This window comes from Paracoccus sp. DMF-8 (genome assembly GCF_029309835.1).
In the GTDB taxonomy this organism is placed as follows: domain Bacteria; phylum Pseudomonadota; class Alphaproteobacteria; order Rhodobacterales; family Rhodobacteraceae; genus Paracoccus.
In genome coordinates this window covers 224,216-237,063 of the sequence record NZ_JARJHL010000014.1, presented here as the reverse complement: position 1 = coordinate 237,063, position 12,848 = coordinate 224,216, and the positions used below count along the sequence as shown (strand labels likewise).

Annotated in this window: 15 protein-coding genes; 6 read left to right on the top strand and 9 right to left on the bottom strand. The window is 66.1% G+C overall.

The window, feature by feature from the left end; translation table 11 throughout:
* Positions 1-24 precede the first annotated feature (24 nt).
* Positions 25-1,845, top strand: a complete 1,821-nt coding sequence (locus PE067_RS15455) for an aminopeptidase P family protein (protein ID WP_276190597.1) — start codon at positions 25-27, stop codon at positions 1,843-1,845.
* Positions 1,846-1,899: 54 nt separating this feature from the next.
* Here the strand turns inward: PE067_RS15455 and PE067_RS15450 are convergent, their stop codons facing one another.
* Positions 1,900-2,964, bottom strand: a complete 1,065-nt coding sequence (locus tag PE067_RS15450) for a DUF475 domain-containing protein (protein ID WP_276190596.1) — start codon at positions 2,962-2,964, stop codon at positions 1,900-1,902.
* 109 nt (positions 2,965-3,073) lie between these two features.
* On the opposite strand from PE067_RS15450, the gene PE067_RS15445 reads away from it, so the two are divergent.
* Entirely contained in the window at positions 3,074-3,763 is a 690-nt protein-coding gene (locus PE067_RS15445) for a DUF1045 domain-containing protein (protein WP_276190595.1), read from the top strand.
* On the opposite strand, the gene PE067_RS15440 is transcribed toward PE067_RS15445, so the two are convergent.
* Positions 3,741-4,697 carry a magnesium transporter CorA family protein gene (locus PE067_RS15440; RefSeq protein ID WP_276190594.1) on the bottom strand — a complete coding sequence of 319 codons (957 nt, stop codon included), beginning with the start codon at positions 4,695-4,697 and terminating at the stop codon, positions 3,741-3,743. The two genes, PE067_RS15445 and PE067_RS15440, sit on opposite strands and share 23 nt — an antisense overlap.
* Positions 4,698-4,856: 159 nt before the next feature.
* Between PE067_RS15440 and PE067_RS15435 the strand changes: the two genes are divergently transcribed.
* The gene (locus PE067_RS15435) at positions 4,857-5,999 is read left to right on the top strand and encodes an alkylphosphonate utilization protein (RefSeq protein ID WP_276190593.1); all 1,143 of its coding nucleotides are present in this window, start codon (positions 4,857-4,859) and stop codon (positions 5,997-5,999) included.
* Between the two features lie 154 nt (positions 6,000-6,153).
* Here the strand turns inward: PE067_RS15435 and PE067_RS15430 are convergent, their stop codons facing one another.
* Genes PE067_RS15430 through PE067_RS15415 form a run of 4 tightly spaced genes read right to left on the bottom strand, consistent with a single transcriptional unit; the run spans position 6,154 to position 8,789 of the window.
* Positions 6,154-7,107 carry a D-glycerate dehydrogenase gene (locus PE067_RS15430; RefSeq protein ID WP_276190592.1) on the bottom strand — a complete coding sequence of 318 codons (954 nt, stop codon included), beginning with the start codon at positions 7,105-7,107 and terminating at the stop codon, positions 6,154-6,156.
* Positions 7,107-7,454: a tRNA-binding protein gene (locus tag PE067_RS15425; protein ID WP_276190591.1), complete on the bottom strand. Its 348-nt coding sequence runs from the start codon at positions 7,452-7,454 to the stop codon at positions 7,107-7,109. The genes PE067_RS15430 and PE067_RS15425 overlap by 1 nt, the downstream gene beginning before the upstream one ends.
* Positions 7,451-8,266 carry a pyrroline-5-carboxylate reductase gene (gene proC, locus PE067_RS15420; protein ID WP_276190590.1) on the bottom strand — a complete coding sequence of 272 codons (816 nt, stop codon included), beginning with the start codon at positions 8,264-8,266 and terminating at the stop codon, positions 7,451-7,453. The genes PE067_RS15425 and proC overlap by 4 nt, the downstream gene beginning before the upstream one ends.
* Before the next feature lie 19 nt (positions 8,267-8,285).
* Positions 8,286-8,789 carry a YbjN domain-containing protein gene (locus tag PE067_RS15415; protein WP_276190589.1) on the bottom strand — a complete coding sequence of 168 codons (504 nt, stop codon included), beginning with the start codon at positions 8,787-8,789 and terminating at the stop codon, positions 8,286-8,288.
* A 276-nt stretch (positions 8,790-9,065) separates the two neighbouring features.
* Between PE067_RS15415 and cobD the strand changes: the two genes are divergently transcribed.
* The gene (cobD, locus tag PE067_RS15410) at positions 9,066-10,034 is read left to right on the top strand and encodes a threonine-phosphate decarboxylase CobD (protein WP_276190588.1); all 969 of its coding nucleotides are present in this window, start codon (positions 9,066-9,068) and stop codon (positions 10,032-10,034) included.
* On the opposite strand, the gene PE067_RS15405 is transcribed toward cobD, so the two are convergent.
* From PE067_RS15405 to PE067_RS15395, 3 genes are all read right to left on the bottom strand, one after another.
* Positions 10,031-11,092 carry a 5-(carboxyamino)imidazole ribonucleotide synthase gene (locus PE067_RS15405; RefSeq protein ID WP_276190587.1) on the bottom strand — a complete coding sequence of 354 codons (1,062 nt, stop codon included), beginning with the start codon at positions 11,090-11,092 and terminating at the stop codon, positions 10,031-10,033. The genes cobD and PE067_RS15405 overlap by 4 nt on opposite strands.
* Positions 11,085-11,570 carry a 5-(carboxyamino)imidazole ribonucleotide mutase gene (purE, locus tag PE067_RS15400; protein WP_276190586.1) on the bottom strand — a complete coding sequence of 162 codons (486 nt, stop codon included), beginning with the start codon at positions 11,568-11,570 and terminating at the stop codon, positions 11,085-11,087. Before purE ends, PE067_RS15405 begins: the two co-directional genes overlap by 8 nt.
* 116 nt (positions 11,571-11,686) lie before the next feature.
* The gene (locus PE067_RS15395) at positions 11,687-11,905 is read right to left on the bottom strand and encodes a DUF465 domain-containing protein (protein WP_276190585.1); all 219 of its coding nucleotides are present in this window, start codon (positions 11,903-11,905) and stop codon (positions 11,687-11,689) included.
* A gap of 160 nt (positions 11,906-12,065) precedes the next feature.
* On the opposite strand from PE067_RS15395, the gene PE067_RS15390 reads away from it, so the two are divergent.
* Complete coding sequence (locus PE067_RS15390; RefSeq protein ID WP_276190584.1) at positions 12,066-12,491, top strand: Hsp20 family protein; 426 nt, start codon at positions 12,066-12,068, stop codon at positions 12,489-12,491.
* A complete protein-coding gene (locus tag PE067_RS15385) occupies positions 12,488-12,715 on the top strand; it encodes a DUF1150 family protein (RefSeq protein WP_276190583.1) in 228 nt (75 codons plus the stop codon). Before PE067_RS15390 ends, PE067_RS15385 begins: the two co-directional genes overlap by 4 nt.
* The last annotated feature ends 133 nt before the right edge of the window (positions 12,716-12,848 follow it).

Below are 12,848 nucleotides of genomic sequence, written 5' to 3'. Positions count from 1 at the left end.
GATAGTCCCCGCCGGAGGTGCCCCATGGCCGCAGATACAGCATTTCAGGACTTCACCGTTCAGACCCGCCCGCAGGACGGCCTGCCCCGCTCGGCGGCGCTGCGCGCCCTGCTGCGCGACCGGGGTCTTGACGCCGTCATCGTGCCGCGCACCGATGCCCATCAGGGCGAATATGTCACCGACCGCGACGCGCGGCTGCGCTGGCTGACCGGCTTTTCCGGCAGCGCCGGTTTTGCCGTGGTGACACAGGACCGCGCGGGCGTCTTTGTCGATGGCCGTTACCGGGTGCAGGTGAAATCCGAAATCGCGCTGGACCATTTCACCCCCGTCGACTGGCCCGAAACCACGCTGGCGGCATGGCTGCGTCAGGCCCTGCCCTGGGGCGGGCGCGTGGCCTATGACCCCTGGCTGCACACGCGCCACGAAACCCTGCAACTGGAAAAGGCGCTGGAAGGGGCGAATATCGCGCTGGTCCCCGGCGACAATCTGGTCGACACGATCTGGACCGACCGCCCCGAGACCGCGCCCGGCCCCGTGCGCCTGCATGACGACGCGCTGGCCGGCCGCACCGCCGCCGAAAAGCGCGCGGCGCTGGCTGCCGAACTGACGGCTGCGGGACAGGCCGCGACGGTGCTGACGCTGGCCGATTCCATTGCGTGGCTGCTGAACATCCGCGGCGCCGACCTGCCCCGCAACCCGGTGGTGCAGGGCTTTGCCGTCGTCGATCATCACGGGCAGGTGCAGCTTTTCTCGGACCCCGGCAAATTCGGCCCCGAGGTGCGCGAGAAACTGAGCAACGAGGTCTCGATCATCCATGCCGAGGCCCTGCCCGCCGCGCTGACGACCATCGCGGGGCCGGTGCGGCTGGACCCGGAAACCGCGCCCGACCAGATCTTTCGCCTGATCGAGACCAGCGGGGCCACGATCATACAGGCCCGCGACCCGGTCATCCTGCCCAAGGCGATCAAGACCGAGGCCGAGATCCAGGGCATGCGCGACGCCCATCTGCGCGACGCGGTCGCCATGGTCGAAATGCTGGCATGGCTGGAGGACCAGCCCATCGGCAGCCTTGATGAAATCGCCGTGGTGCGCAAACTGGAAAGCCTGCGCCGGGCGCAGGGCGCGCATGACATCAGCTTCGACACGATCAGTTCGACCGGCCCGAATGCGGCGATCAACCATTACCATGTGAATGAACAGACCAACCTGCCGATCCGCGACGGCGATCTGCTGTTGCTGGATTCCGGCGGGCAATACCGCGACGGCACCACCGACATCACCCGCACCATCCCGATCGGCGCGGTCCCTGCCGGGCGCAGGACCTATTACACGCTGGTCCTGAAAGGCATGATCGACCTGTCCCGCCTGCGCTTTCCGCGCGGGCGCGCGGGCCGCGATCTGGACCCGGTGGCGCAGGCGCCCCTGTGGACGGCGGGGCTGGATTTCGACCACGGCACCGGCCACGGCGTCGGGGCGGCGCTGTGCGTTCACGAAGGCCCCGCGCGGATTTCCCGCATCTCGGAAATCCCGCTGGAGCCGGGGATGATCCTGTCCAACGAACCCGGCTATTACCGCGAGGGCGCATTCGGCATCCGCATCGAAAACCTGATCGTGGTGAGCAGGGCGGACAGCCCCGACGGGCGCGACATGCTGGGGTTCGAAACCCTGACGCTGGTTCCCATCGACACAAGGCTGATCGACACCGACCTGCTGTCGCGCGATGAAATCGACTGGCTGGACAGCTATCACGCCCGCGTCAGGGCCGAGGTCGGCCCGCTGCTGCCGGCCGGGCTGCGCGACTGGCTGGATCAGGCGACCCGGCCCCTGACCCGCCCCCTGTCCTGACATCAAAAAGCCCCGCCAAGGCGGGGCTTTTCAACTCCGGGGGCCGGTCTTGCCCTAGTGCAGATGGGCGCTGTCTTCGTCCGGGTGGCGGCGGCGCCGAGCCAGCGAATTGGCGAATGCCACACCGATGAACACCGCGCCCAGCAGGCCGGTGATGACTTCGGGGATGTGATACAGCGTCTGCACGAACATGATGATCGACAGGGTAAAGATCGACCAGAAGGCGCCATGTTCCAGATAGCGGAACTGCGCCAGCGTGCCGCGCTCGACCAGCATGACGGTCATCGAACGCACATACATCGCGCCGATGCCCAGACCGATGGCGATCAGGAACAGGTTCTGCGTCAGCGCGAATGCCCCGATCACGCCGTCGAAACTGAAGGATGCGTCCAGAACCTCCAGATACAGGAAGCCGCCCAGACCGGCCTTGGCCAGATCCCCGTCCGAGGATTTGCCGCCCCATTTGTCCAGCACATGGCCAAGCGCATCGACCAGCAGATAGGTCACGACACCCCAGATCGCGGCGATGATGAAGGTGTGTTCCTTGTCGGCGGGCAGGAAATGGATGACGATCAGCATGCAGATCAGGACAAAGCCGACCTCGGTGCCGCGCACGGAACCGACCTTGCGCAACCCTTCCTCTATGACGCGGATCCAGTCCACGTCCTTGCCCTGATCAAAGAAATAGCGCAGCGCGACCAGCATCAGGAACGACCCGCCAAAGGCCGCAATCGGCAGATGCGCGTCGGAAATGATATCCGAATAGCGTTCGGGCTGGGTCGCGGCCAGAACCACCGCATCCCAGGGCGACAGGCTGGCGGCGACCACGACGATCAGCAGCGGAAAGACGACCCGCATGCCGAACACGGCAATGACGATCCCCCAGGTCAGAAAGCGGTGCTGCCATTCGGGGGTCATCGTCTTCAGCTTTTGCGCATTGACGATGGAATTGTCGAAGCTGAGCGAGATTTCCAGCACCGCCAGCACGGCGGCGATCAGGAAAAAGGACATGACACCCGAAGCCGTGCCAGTGTATTCCCAGCCGATAAAGGCGGCAAGCGCCAGTCCGGCGGCCGTGACGATGAACGGCCATTTCATGTAGCTGAGCGTTGTGCGCATCATGTCCCTCTGGTGTTCGGCGATGGCGCGAGACATAGGATTGTCGCCCCATGCTCACAAGTGCGTAAACGCCGGGACCGGCCAGATTCCGCCCCAGTCAGAGGTCAGAATGCATTTTTTCCGCTATGCGATCTATCATCTGCCCGATGGCGCGCTTGGACGATGGGGGGCCGAATGGCTGGGTTGGGATGCCCGGCGCGGGCGCGCCCTGCCCCATCCCGACATCGCCGGGCTGGATCCGGCGACCCTGACCGCAACGCCCCGCCGCTATGGTTTTCACGCGACGATGAAAGCGCCCTTTCACCTGGCCGAAGGGGTCGGCCCCGATGATCTGGCCGACGCATTGCAGGTGCTGGCAGGCCGACATGCGCCCTTCGATATGGCGCTGCACCTGTCGCAGGACTGGGGCTTTCTGGCGCTGCGCCCCGCCGCGACGCCGCCAACGGCACTGGCCGCGCTGGAATCGGCGCTGGTGCGCGGGCTGGACCGTTTTCGCGCGCCGCTGACCGCCCGCGACATCGCCCGCCGCCGCCCCGAGGCCCTGCCGCCACAGGCGCGCGCGCATCTGGGGGATTGGGGCTATCCCTTTGTGCTGGACCTGTTTCACTACCACCTGACGCTGACCGGCGCCCTGCCCGCCGCCGATCTGACGCGTATCAGCGCGGCGCTGGCCCCGCAGTTGCCCGGATTGCTGGCCCGGCCGATGCCCGTCGCGGCAATGGCGCTGGCGGGCGAAGATCAGGACGGCTTCTTTCACCGGATCGCGGAATTCCCGCTTACAGCCAGTTCCGCCATCTGAACAGCAGATAGGTCACGACCGACGACAGCACCATGCAGGCCAGCACCGCCGGATAGCCCCATGCCGAGGTCAGTTCCGGCATCGACTGGAAATTCATCCCATAGGTGCTGGCGATCAGCGTCGGCGGCAGGAACAGCGCGGCGACGACCGACAGCGCCTTGGACGTGGTGTTCTGCTGCAGGTTGATCATGCCAAGCGTCGCATCGACCGACAGGCTGACGCGCGAAGACAGGAAATCCGAATGCACCTCCAGCGCATGGATATCGCGGTGGATCGCCTCGACCGTGCCGCGCAGGCGGGCGGCATTCGAATGTTTCGGGGTCAGCGACTGGTGATAGGCCAGCATCCGTTCCAGCGTCATCAGGCACAGGCGGACACGGCTGTTCTTTTCCGCGGCCTGTCCGATGCGGACCAGCAGGGCGCGCAGCTTGGCGGCGGTGCTTTCATCCGGTCCCAGCACCTCGGCCGAGGCCTGATCCAGAATCGCGCCCACGGTTTCCAGCATGTCGGCCAGTCGCCCGACGATTTCCTCGACCAGACCCAGAAAGATCCGTTCGGGGTCCGAGGCGCCGCAACTGCTGCGGTCGGCGCGGGCGGGAAAGGTCTCGAACGGGCGGGGGGAATGGTGGCGCACGGTGACCAGCCGGTTTTCGTCCAGAATAAAGGCGACGGGGCTGGTGTTCACGCGCCCCGCACCATCCGGCACCGGCAGGACGCCGGTCATATAGGCCATGCCGTTTTCGGTATAAAGGCGGTTGGAAACCTCGATCTCCTCCATATCGGCAAGGGTCGGCACATCCACCCCCAACCGGGCCAGCGCGGCGATGTCATCGGGCGAAGGCTGCAAGGCGTCGATCCAGGCGGCGGTCCGCAACCTCGCGCCTTCGGGCAAAAGGCTCAGCCCATGGTCCGAGGCCAGATAGGCGGTCAGCATCGCAAGGCTCCTGCGCCGGTGGTCAGCCGCAGCCTGCCCATGCCGCCCCTTTCCCGTCAAGCGGGTGGTGGGTGTGGCGCGTCTTTTGCCCGTAATGTCACGCTTGTTTCACAGATTGCGGCCAATATCCCTGAAAGAACCAAGGAAAGAGTCGGCCCGATGCGGCAGCTTCCCCCCCTGCGGCTGACCGGAGCCACGATCCTGCGCGACAACGAATTGCGCCAGCGCTCGGTTGCGATCGTGCGGGGGCGCATCAGCAAGGGGCCGCTGCCCGCCATCGACCTGTCGGGCTATCTGATCCTGCCCGGCATCATCGACCTGATGGCCGAAATCCCCTTTGCCCCCGGCCCCGAAGGGATTTCGCCTTCGGTCCGCATCAAGCTGGCGCAATCGCGCGCGGCGGCCTCGGGCGTCACCACCGCCTGGATGGTCGCGCCCTGGTCATGGGCGCGCGGCTTTGGCGATCCAGCCATCGCCTGCCTGCTGCTGTCGGCGCTGGCGCGCAACAATGGCGCGACCGACCTGCGCCCCGCCATGCGGATCGAGGTGTCGCGCATCGACAATCAGGCCGAATTGCTGGACACGATCCGCCGCTTTCAGCCCGGCATCGTCTATCTGGAAAACCGCAATGAGCGCCTGTTCGAACTGCTGAACCGCGACCCGGACGGCTTTGTCCGGCAGGCGCGGCTGTTCGGTCTGGGCGCGGATGCGCTGGCCGCCTCGATCCGGCAGGAACGCGAACGCCAGCGCGAAGTCCCGCGCCACCTGTGCCGCATCGCCGAAACGCTGGACGAGGTCGGCGCGATCTATGCCAGCCTTGACGACAGCGGCGGCGATGTGCGCGAAACCTATTCGATGCTGGGCGCCAGCATCGCCGCCTGCCCCGAGGTCTATTCCGCCGCCGCCGCCGCCCGCGCCATGGGCGGGCCGGTGCTGTTGCCCCTCAATGCCTCGCCTCTGGCCGAGGATGTGCTGCGCGCCGGGATCTGCGATGCGATGGTGTCGCGCGGGCTGCAACGCGCAATCGTGCCGCGCCTGATGTCGCTGGCCGGGCCGGGGTTGCGCGACCTGCCGAAACTGTGGCGCATCGTGTCGTCGCGCCCCGCCGATATCGCGGGGCTGGCCGATCGCGGCACGCTGGATTATGGCCGCCGCGCCGATCTGGTCGTCATCCGCCGCGACACATTGCAGATCGAGGCGACGATCTGTGCCGGCCGCCTGACCCATCTGACCGGCGAGGCGGCCAATCGTTTCCGCAAGGCGGGCGACGACCTGCCGACGATGGCCGTTGCCGCCGAATGATCCGCGCAACTGCGCGTGAGATGGCAACCCACGCCCGGCCCTGCGGGTTGACCCGTCAGGAGCGCGTCGACGGTTCAAACAGCAGTTGTGAACAATCGGTCGTCAGGGATGCGCCAAAGACGCATCCCTTTGTCATTTCGTGATCTTGCGGGGCTCAGGCGATTTCGTCAGGCGCCGCGCGGCCTTCGGAAACGGCGATCAGGTTGTCCAGCGCGCGCATGGCCATGGCGGTCCGCGCCTCTTCCGTGGCGGTGCCCAGATGGGGCAGCAGCGTCACATTGTCCAGCGCGGTCAGTTCGTCAGGGACCAGCGGCTCGCGTTCATAGACATCCAGCCCCGCGCCCGCGATGCGGTTGTCGCGCAGGGCGTCGATCAGCGCGGCTTCGTCGATGACATCGCCCCGCGCGATATTGATGATGAAACCCTGCGCGCCAAGCCGGTTCAGCTCCTCGGCCCCGATCAGGTGGCGGGTTCCGGCACCGCCCGGCACGGCGACCACGACGAAATCGCTTTGCCCCAGCATGTCATGCAGCGTGTCGATCTGTTCCGCCGGGAAATCCAGCGCGGAAACCGGCGAGCGGTTGAAGAACACCACCCGCATGTCGAAACCGAAATGACAGCGCCGCGCGATGGCCTTGCCGATGCGGCCCATGCCGATGATGCCGACGGTCTTGCCGCTGACATGGCTGCCCAACAGCTGCGTCGGCTGCCAGCCCCGCCATTCGCCCGCGCGCAGGATGCGTTCGCCCAGGCTGGCGCGGCGCGCGGTCATCAGGATCAGCGTCAGCGCAATGTCTGCGGTCGGGTCGGTCACCACATCCGGCGTGTTCGACACGGTGACGCCCGCCGCCCGGGCCGCCGCAACGTCGATGTGATTGTAGCCCGCCCCGAAATTGCCCAGCATCCGGCAGCGCAGCGGCGCGCCCTGAAAGGCCTCGGCCGTGAAACGGTCGCCAAGCGTCGGCATGATATAGTCATATTCGCGCAGCGCCGCCGCCGCCTGATCCGGGGTCAGGCCGGCGGTTTCATCGCGAAACTCCGCCTCGAACCGGCTGGAGATGGCGCGTTCGGCGCGTGGCGTCATCCGTCGTGTGACCAGCAGTTTCATCAAAACATCCTTCCGCCAAGGGGGACGGTGCGGTCGGGCGACAGCAGCACGACCTCGCCCTGTTCATCGGGAACGCCCAGCACCAGCACCTCGGACCGGACGGGGCCGATCTGGCGCGGGGGGAAATTCACCACCGCGACGACCTGCTGGCCGATCAGCGATTCCGAGTCATAGTGATGGGTGATCTGGGCCGAGGATTTGCGTTCGCCCAGTTCGGGGCCAAAGTCGATCCACAGGCGAAACGCCGGTTTGCGCGCCTCGGGGAACGGCTCGACGCGGGTGATGCGGCCGGTGCGGATATCGACGCGGGCGAAATCGTCATAGGTGATCTGTTCGCTGACGCTCATTTGCCCAACTCTCTGCCGCGCGCGGCGGCGGCGGCGACGGTGCGGTTCATCAGCGGGCCAAGGCCCGACTGATCGTCCATCAACTGTTTCAGCCCGGCCTCGGTCGTGCCTGCGGGCGATGTCACCTGACGGCGCAGAACCGAGGGGTGATCGTCGCGCGCCATCGCCAGCGCGCCCGCGCCCGCGACGGTCGCGCGTGCCAGATCCAGCGCCATGTCGCGCGGCAGGCCCTGCGCCTCGCCCGCGGCGGCCATCGCCTCGATCATGTAAAAGACATAGCCGGGACCGGAACCGGACAGCGCGGTCACGGCATCCATCTGATCCTCGGAGGTCAGGCGCACGACCGGACCGACCGCGCCCATCAGCATTGCCGCCAGATCGACCTGCGCGGGCCCCGCCTTGGCATTGCCGATGATCGCGGAAATCCCCTGACCGATGGCGGCGGGGGTGTTCGGCATCGCGCGGACCACCGGGGCATTCGGGAAAGCGGCTTCATAGGCGGCGATGGTGACGCCTGCGGCAACGGTCAGGACCAGCGTATCGCCCCGGTCATGGGCCTGCAGGGTCGGCAGCACATCGGCCATCATCTGCGGCTTGACCGCGATGACCAGAACCGCCGGATCGGTCGGCAGATCGCCATTCACACGAACGCCCGCTGCCGCCAGTTCGGCGCGGGGATTGGGGTCGATGACGCCGACCGACGCGGGCGCCAAACCGCCCTTCAGCCAGCCCTGCAACAAGGCCCAGCCCATCGCACCACAGCCGACCAGCACAAGGCCACGTTCGTTCAGCGCCGCCAGTTCCTGCCCCATCGCATCCCCCTTAAATGGCTCAGGCCCGTCCGTAGGCCTGGCCAAGCGCGATGTCCAGCGCCCGCGCAGGCACCGCGTCGCCCCAGCACACCATCTGGAACGAAGGATAGAACCTTTCGCTGCAATCAACCGCGCTGCGGATCATCTGGTCGATCTGTTCGGGCACGGCCATCGCCTCGCCCCCGAGGATCAGCCCGTAGCGCCAGACCATCAGCCGCTGTTCGGTCCAATAGGTGAAACCGCCGTTCCAGACCTCGTCGTTCACGAGGTTCAGGGTTTCATACAGAACCGGCAGCCGCGCGGACGGCGGGTCCATGTCGAAGGTGCAGATCAGCCGCAGCACCTCTTCGCGCGGGGCCCAGGCCAGCGTGATCGAATAGGCGCGCCATTGGCCCTCTATCGTCATGGAAATCTGGTCGTCGGTCAGACGGTCGAATTCCCATGCGTGATGCGTCGCCACGTTTTCGGCGACGTCGATCGGATGGATCTCGTCGCTGTGGATATACTGCTCGAGCGGTGCCATCTCGCCCCTCCTTGGCTTGGCCGGTTAACCCCGGCCTGTTCTTGCCTCAATGCCTTGCCTCAATATGTGGTCGCCTGAACTACCACCGGCGGTTTCCGCCTTTTTGTCACACAAGATATCGTGTTCCCAATACCCTGAGGTGTAAAGCGAATTTTCCGTGACGGCATCCGCTTATTCTTTTTCATCCACAACTTTCTTGTGTTGCAGCCTGGTTTTGCGCGCCGTTCTTGACGTAGGGCGGTCCGACGCTTCTAAAGGCGAAAACCGGAGGGGACAATGCGCGATCACGGCGGGGATATCGACCGGGCGAAAGCCCGCTTTGGCGGCGCGGACTGGATCGACCTGTCGACGGGCATCAACCGCGCGCCCTGGCCCGTCCCCGGATTCTCGCCGGATGCGCTGCAGGCGCTGCCGACGCAGGCCGCGGTGGACCGGCTGCGCCATGTCGCGGCGGGCTGGTTCGGCTGTGCGCCGCAGATGGTCCTGCCGCTGGCCGGGGCATCCGCCGCGATCCAGTTGTTGCCGCAGATCCTGCCGCGCCCCCATCAGCCGGGCCGCGCCGCCGTGCTGTCGCCGACCTATAACGAACATGCCGCCAGCCTGCGCGCGGCGGGCTGGCAGGTGACCGAGCCGGTGACGCTGCAAGCCCTGCATGGCGCCGATCTGGCCGTGGTCGTGAACCCCAACAACCCCGATGGCCGGACCCTGTGGCCGTCCGAGATCGCGGAGCTGGCCACCTATGTCGGCCATCTGGTCGTCGATGAAAGCTTTGCCGACCCCCGCCCGGAACTGTCGGTGGCCGATGCCCCGCCCGCGAATGTCACGGTGCTGCGGTCATTCGGGAAATACTGGGGGCTGGCCGGGCTGCGCCTTGGCTTTGCCGTCGCGCATGAAGGGATCATCCGCGCGCTGGCCGAACGCGCCGGTCCCTCGGCGGTCAGCGGGCCTGCGCTGGAAATTGGCGCCTTGGCCATGGCAGATCACGACTGGTCGCGCCACGCCAACACCTGGCTGGCCGAGGCCGCGCTGCATCTGGACCAGATCATGCTGGACGAAGGCTGCGAACTGGTCGGCGGCACCCATCTGTTCCGGTTGTATGACACGCGCGACGCGGCGGGTCTGCGCGACCGGCTGGCGCGGGGCGGGATCTGGGGACGGGTCTTTCCCTATAACCCGCGCTGGCTGCGCCTTGGCCTGCCCGGAAGCAGCGCCGAATTCGACCGGCTGAAATCGGCGCTGGCCTAAAGCACCCGGTTGACGTGGCCCATCTTGCGGCCGGGGCGGGCGTCGCCCTTGCCATACAGATGGATCTGGGTGCGCGGCTGCGCCAGCAGTTCGGGGAAGCGGTCGATATCGTCGCCGATCAGGTTCTGCATTTCGACATCGGCATAACGCTGACCATCGCCAAGCGGCAGCCCCGCAACCGCGCGGATATGCTGTTCAAACTGGTCGACCACGCAACCCGCCTGCGTCCAATGGCCGGAATTATGCACGCGCGGGGCGATTTCATTGACGACCAGCCCGGCGGGCGTCACGAACAGTTCGACCCCCATGACGCCGATGTAATCCAGCGCATTGACGATTTTCGCGGCCAGCAGCACCGCATCGGTCAGCAGCGCCCCGGACAGGCCGCAAGGCACGGTCGTCGTGCGCAGGATCCCCTGCTGGTGGACGTTCAGGCCCGGATCATAGGCCGCAACCTGACCATCCGCCCCCCGCGCCACGATCACGCTGATTTCGGCCGAAAAATCCACGAAACCCTCCAGCACGGAAGGCGCGCCGGTCCATTCGGCGCTGGCGGCATCGGTGATGCGCACCTGCCCCTTGCCGTCATAGCCCAGACGCCGGGTCTTGAGGATCGCGGGGGCGCCGATCCCGGCAATCGCGCCCGCCAGATCGGATTCGGTTTCGACATTGCGATAGGGCGCGGTGGTCAGGCCGATCCCGGTCAGGAAATCCTTTTCCGTCAACCTGTCCTGCGACACCGCCAGAGTGCGGCGGTTCGGGCGGATCGGGCGCAGGCTTTCGATCAGGTCAAGCGCATGGGTCGGGACGTTTTCGAATTCATAGGTCACGACATCGACGGATTCGGCGAATGCGCGCAGCGCGGCCTGATCCTCATAAGGGGCGTTGGTGACGCGATGGGCGACATCGCCAGCGGGGGCCGCGCCTGGTTCATAGATATGGCTGCGATAGCCAAGCCGGCTGGCCGCGACCGACAGCATCCGGCCCAGCTGGCCACCGCCCAGAATGCCGATCACGGCACCGGCTTTCAGGGGCGCGAGATTTTGGGGTTCATTCATCTTGCGGCTCCTCGGCGATGGATGCGGACAGGGCGTCGCGCCAGGCGTCAAGGCGCACGGCCAGCACGGGGTCGGTGATGGCCAGGATCGCCGCCGCCATCAGCCCGGCATTGGCAGCACCCGCCGCGCCGATGGCCATGGTCGCGACCGGAAAGCCCTTGGGCATCTGCAGGATGGAATAGAGCGAATCGACCCCGTTCAGCGCGCGGGTCTGGATCGGCACGCCGATCACCGGCACGCGGGTCTTGGACGCCATCATGCCGGGCAGATGCGCCGCCCCGCCCGCACCCGCGATGATCACCTTCAGCCCGCGGTCCACGGCGCTCTTGCCGTAATCCCACAGCCGGTCAGGGGTGCGATGGGCGCTGACGATTTTCTTTTCGTAAGCGATGCCCAGCTCGTCCAGAATGGCCGCCGCCTCGCGCATGGTCGACCAGTCGGACTGGCTGCCCATGATGATGCCCACGGGTTTTTCCATCGCTTTTCCCCCATTCGCGCCGCGTATTTCCGGCGGTTTCCACGGTAGATGCACGGGCCGGGGACCGGCCCCCGCGACTGAGATGCCGCATTAGCGCGCGCGGCAGACCGGCGCAATCACGCGATGATGTCGGGGGTCAGGTCGTCCTCGATCCGGGCGATGCGGTCTTTCAGCACGAGTTTCTGCTTTTTCAGGCGCTGCAGGGTCAGGGACGAGGTCAGGCTCTGCCCCGACAGGGCGGCGATCGCCTCGTCCATATCGCGATGCTCGCGGCGCAGGACCTCCAGCCTGGCGCGGGCGATTTCTTCGTGGGACATTTCGTGTTGCGAGGTCATCTGGCTGGCCTTGGCTGAACTTACGCCTTTATAGCGCCCTGTTTACGGCCTGTTAACACCCCTGCCCCATCTTGTGCAAAGCCAATTGCGTTCACATATTGGTCCTGTCGGTCCGCCATGATGGGGGCCGATGCGCAGTCGCTTATCAAGGGCTAGAGCAATGTCGAAAATCAGTCTGGCCGCCCATCCCTTCCTGCTGGGCTTCGATCAGCTGGAACGTCTGGCCGAACGTGCGGCCAAGGGCGCCGAGGGGTATCCCCCCTATAATATCGAACATGTGGGGGCGAACGGCTTTCGCATCACGCTGGCCGTCGCCGGTTTCGCCGAAACCGATCTGGCGATCACGCTGGAAGAGCGCCAGTTGGTGATTCGCGGCCGTCAGGCCGAAATCGACGAATCCCGCGTCTTTCTGCACCGGGGCATCGCCGCCCGCGCCTTTCAGCGCAGTTTCGTGCTGGCCGACGGGGTCGAGGTGCTGGCAGCCAGCATGGAAAACGGGTTGCTGAACATCGACCTGCACCGCTCTGCCCCCGACAGCATTGTCCAAACCATCCCGATCAGCCGCTCAGAAAGGGGATCGCAATGAATACCAAATATGATTTCGGCTCTGAACCCGCCGACAACACCGTCTATATCCGTCAGGTCCCGGTCGAAACCCTGCCGCAGGAACTGCGCGATCAGGTTTCCGGCAGCGACGGTCTTTATGCCGTCCACGGCGCCGATGGCGCGCGTCTGGCACTGGTGCAGGGGCGCGGCCTGGCCTTCATGCTGGCGCGCGAACATGAAATGACGCCGGTCAGCGTCCATTGATGCAGATGTCAGGCGGCCCGCGCAAGTTCGTGCGGGCTGCCAGATTCATCGCCGCGCTTGCTGTGCCGCCGGACAGGCCAGCACCATCACGCCCGAAACGGAATTGTCGTCCAAGGCGGTGGTGACAGGCATG

Bases quoted from the DNA above. Each gene is read 5' to 3' on its own strand.
- PE067_RS15405 (WP_276190587.1), bottom strand. From the start codon at position 11,092: ATGAATGAACCCCAAAATCTCGCGCCCCTGAAAGCCGGTGCCGTGATC.
- PE067_RS15385 (WP_276190583.1), top strand. From the start codon at position 12,488: ATGAATACCAAATATGATTTCGGCTCTGAACCCGCCGACAACACCGTC.
- PE067_RS15435 (WP_276190593.1), top strand. From the start codon at position 4,857: ATGCGGCAGCTTCCCCCCCTGCGGCTGACCGGAGCCACGATCCTGCGC.
- PE067_RS15445 (WP_276190595.1), top strand. From the start codon at position 3,074: ATGCATTTTTTCCGCTATGCGATCTATCATCTGCCCGATGGCGCGCTT.
- PE067_RS15390 (WP_276190584.1), top strand. From the start codon at position 12,066: ATGTCGAAAATCAGTCTGGCCGCCCATCCCTTCCTGCTGGGCTTCGAT.
- PE067_RS15440 (WP_276190594.1), bottom strand. From the start codon at position 4,697: ATGCTGACCGCCTATCTGGCCTCGGACCATGGGCTGAGCCTTTTGCCC.
- PE067_RS15425 (WP_276190591.1), bottom strand. From the start codon at position 7,454: ATGAGCGTCAGCGAACAGATCACCTATGACGATTTCGCCCGCGTCGAT.
- PE067_RS15455 (WP_276190597.1), top strand. From the start codon at position 25: ATGGCCGCAGATACAGCATTTCAGGACTTCACCGTTCAGACCCGCCCG.
- proC (WP_276190590.1), bottom strand. From the start codon at position 8,266: ATGGGGCAGGAACTGGCGGCGCTGAACGAACGTGGCCTTGTGCTGGTC.
- PE067_RS15430 (WP_276190592.1), bottom strand. From the start codon at position 7,107: ATGAAACTGCTGGTCACACGACGGATGACGCCACGCGCCGAACGCGCC.
- PE067_RS15395 (WP_276190585.1), bottom strand. From the start codon at position 11,905: ATGACCTCGCAACACGAAATGTCCCACGAAGAAATCGCCCGCGCCAGG.
- PE067_RS15415 (WP_276190589.1), bottom strand. From the start codon at position 8,789: ATGGCACCGCTCGAGCAGTATATCCACAGCGACGAGATCCATCCGATC.
- cobD (WP_276190588.1), top strand. From the start codon at position 9,066: ATGCGCGATCACGGCGGGGATATCGACCGGGCGAAAGCCCGCTTTGGC.
- PE067_RS15450 (WP_276190596.1), bottom strand. From the start codon at position 2,964: ATGCGCACAACGCTCAGCTACATGAAATGGCCGTTCATCGTCACGGCC.
- purE (WP_276190586.1), bottom strand. From the start codon at position 11,570: ATGGAAAAACCCGTGGGCATCATCATGGGCAGCCAGTCCGACTGGTCG.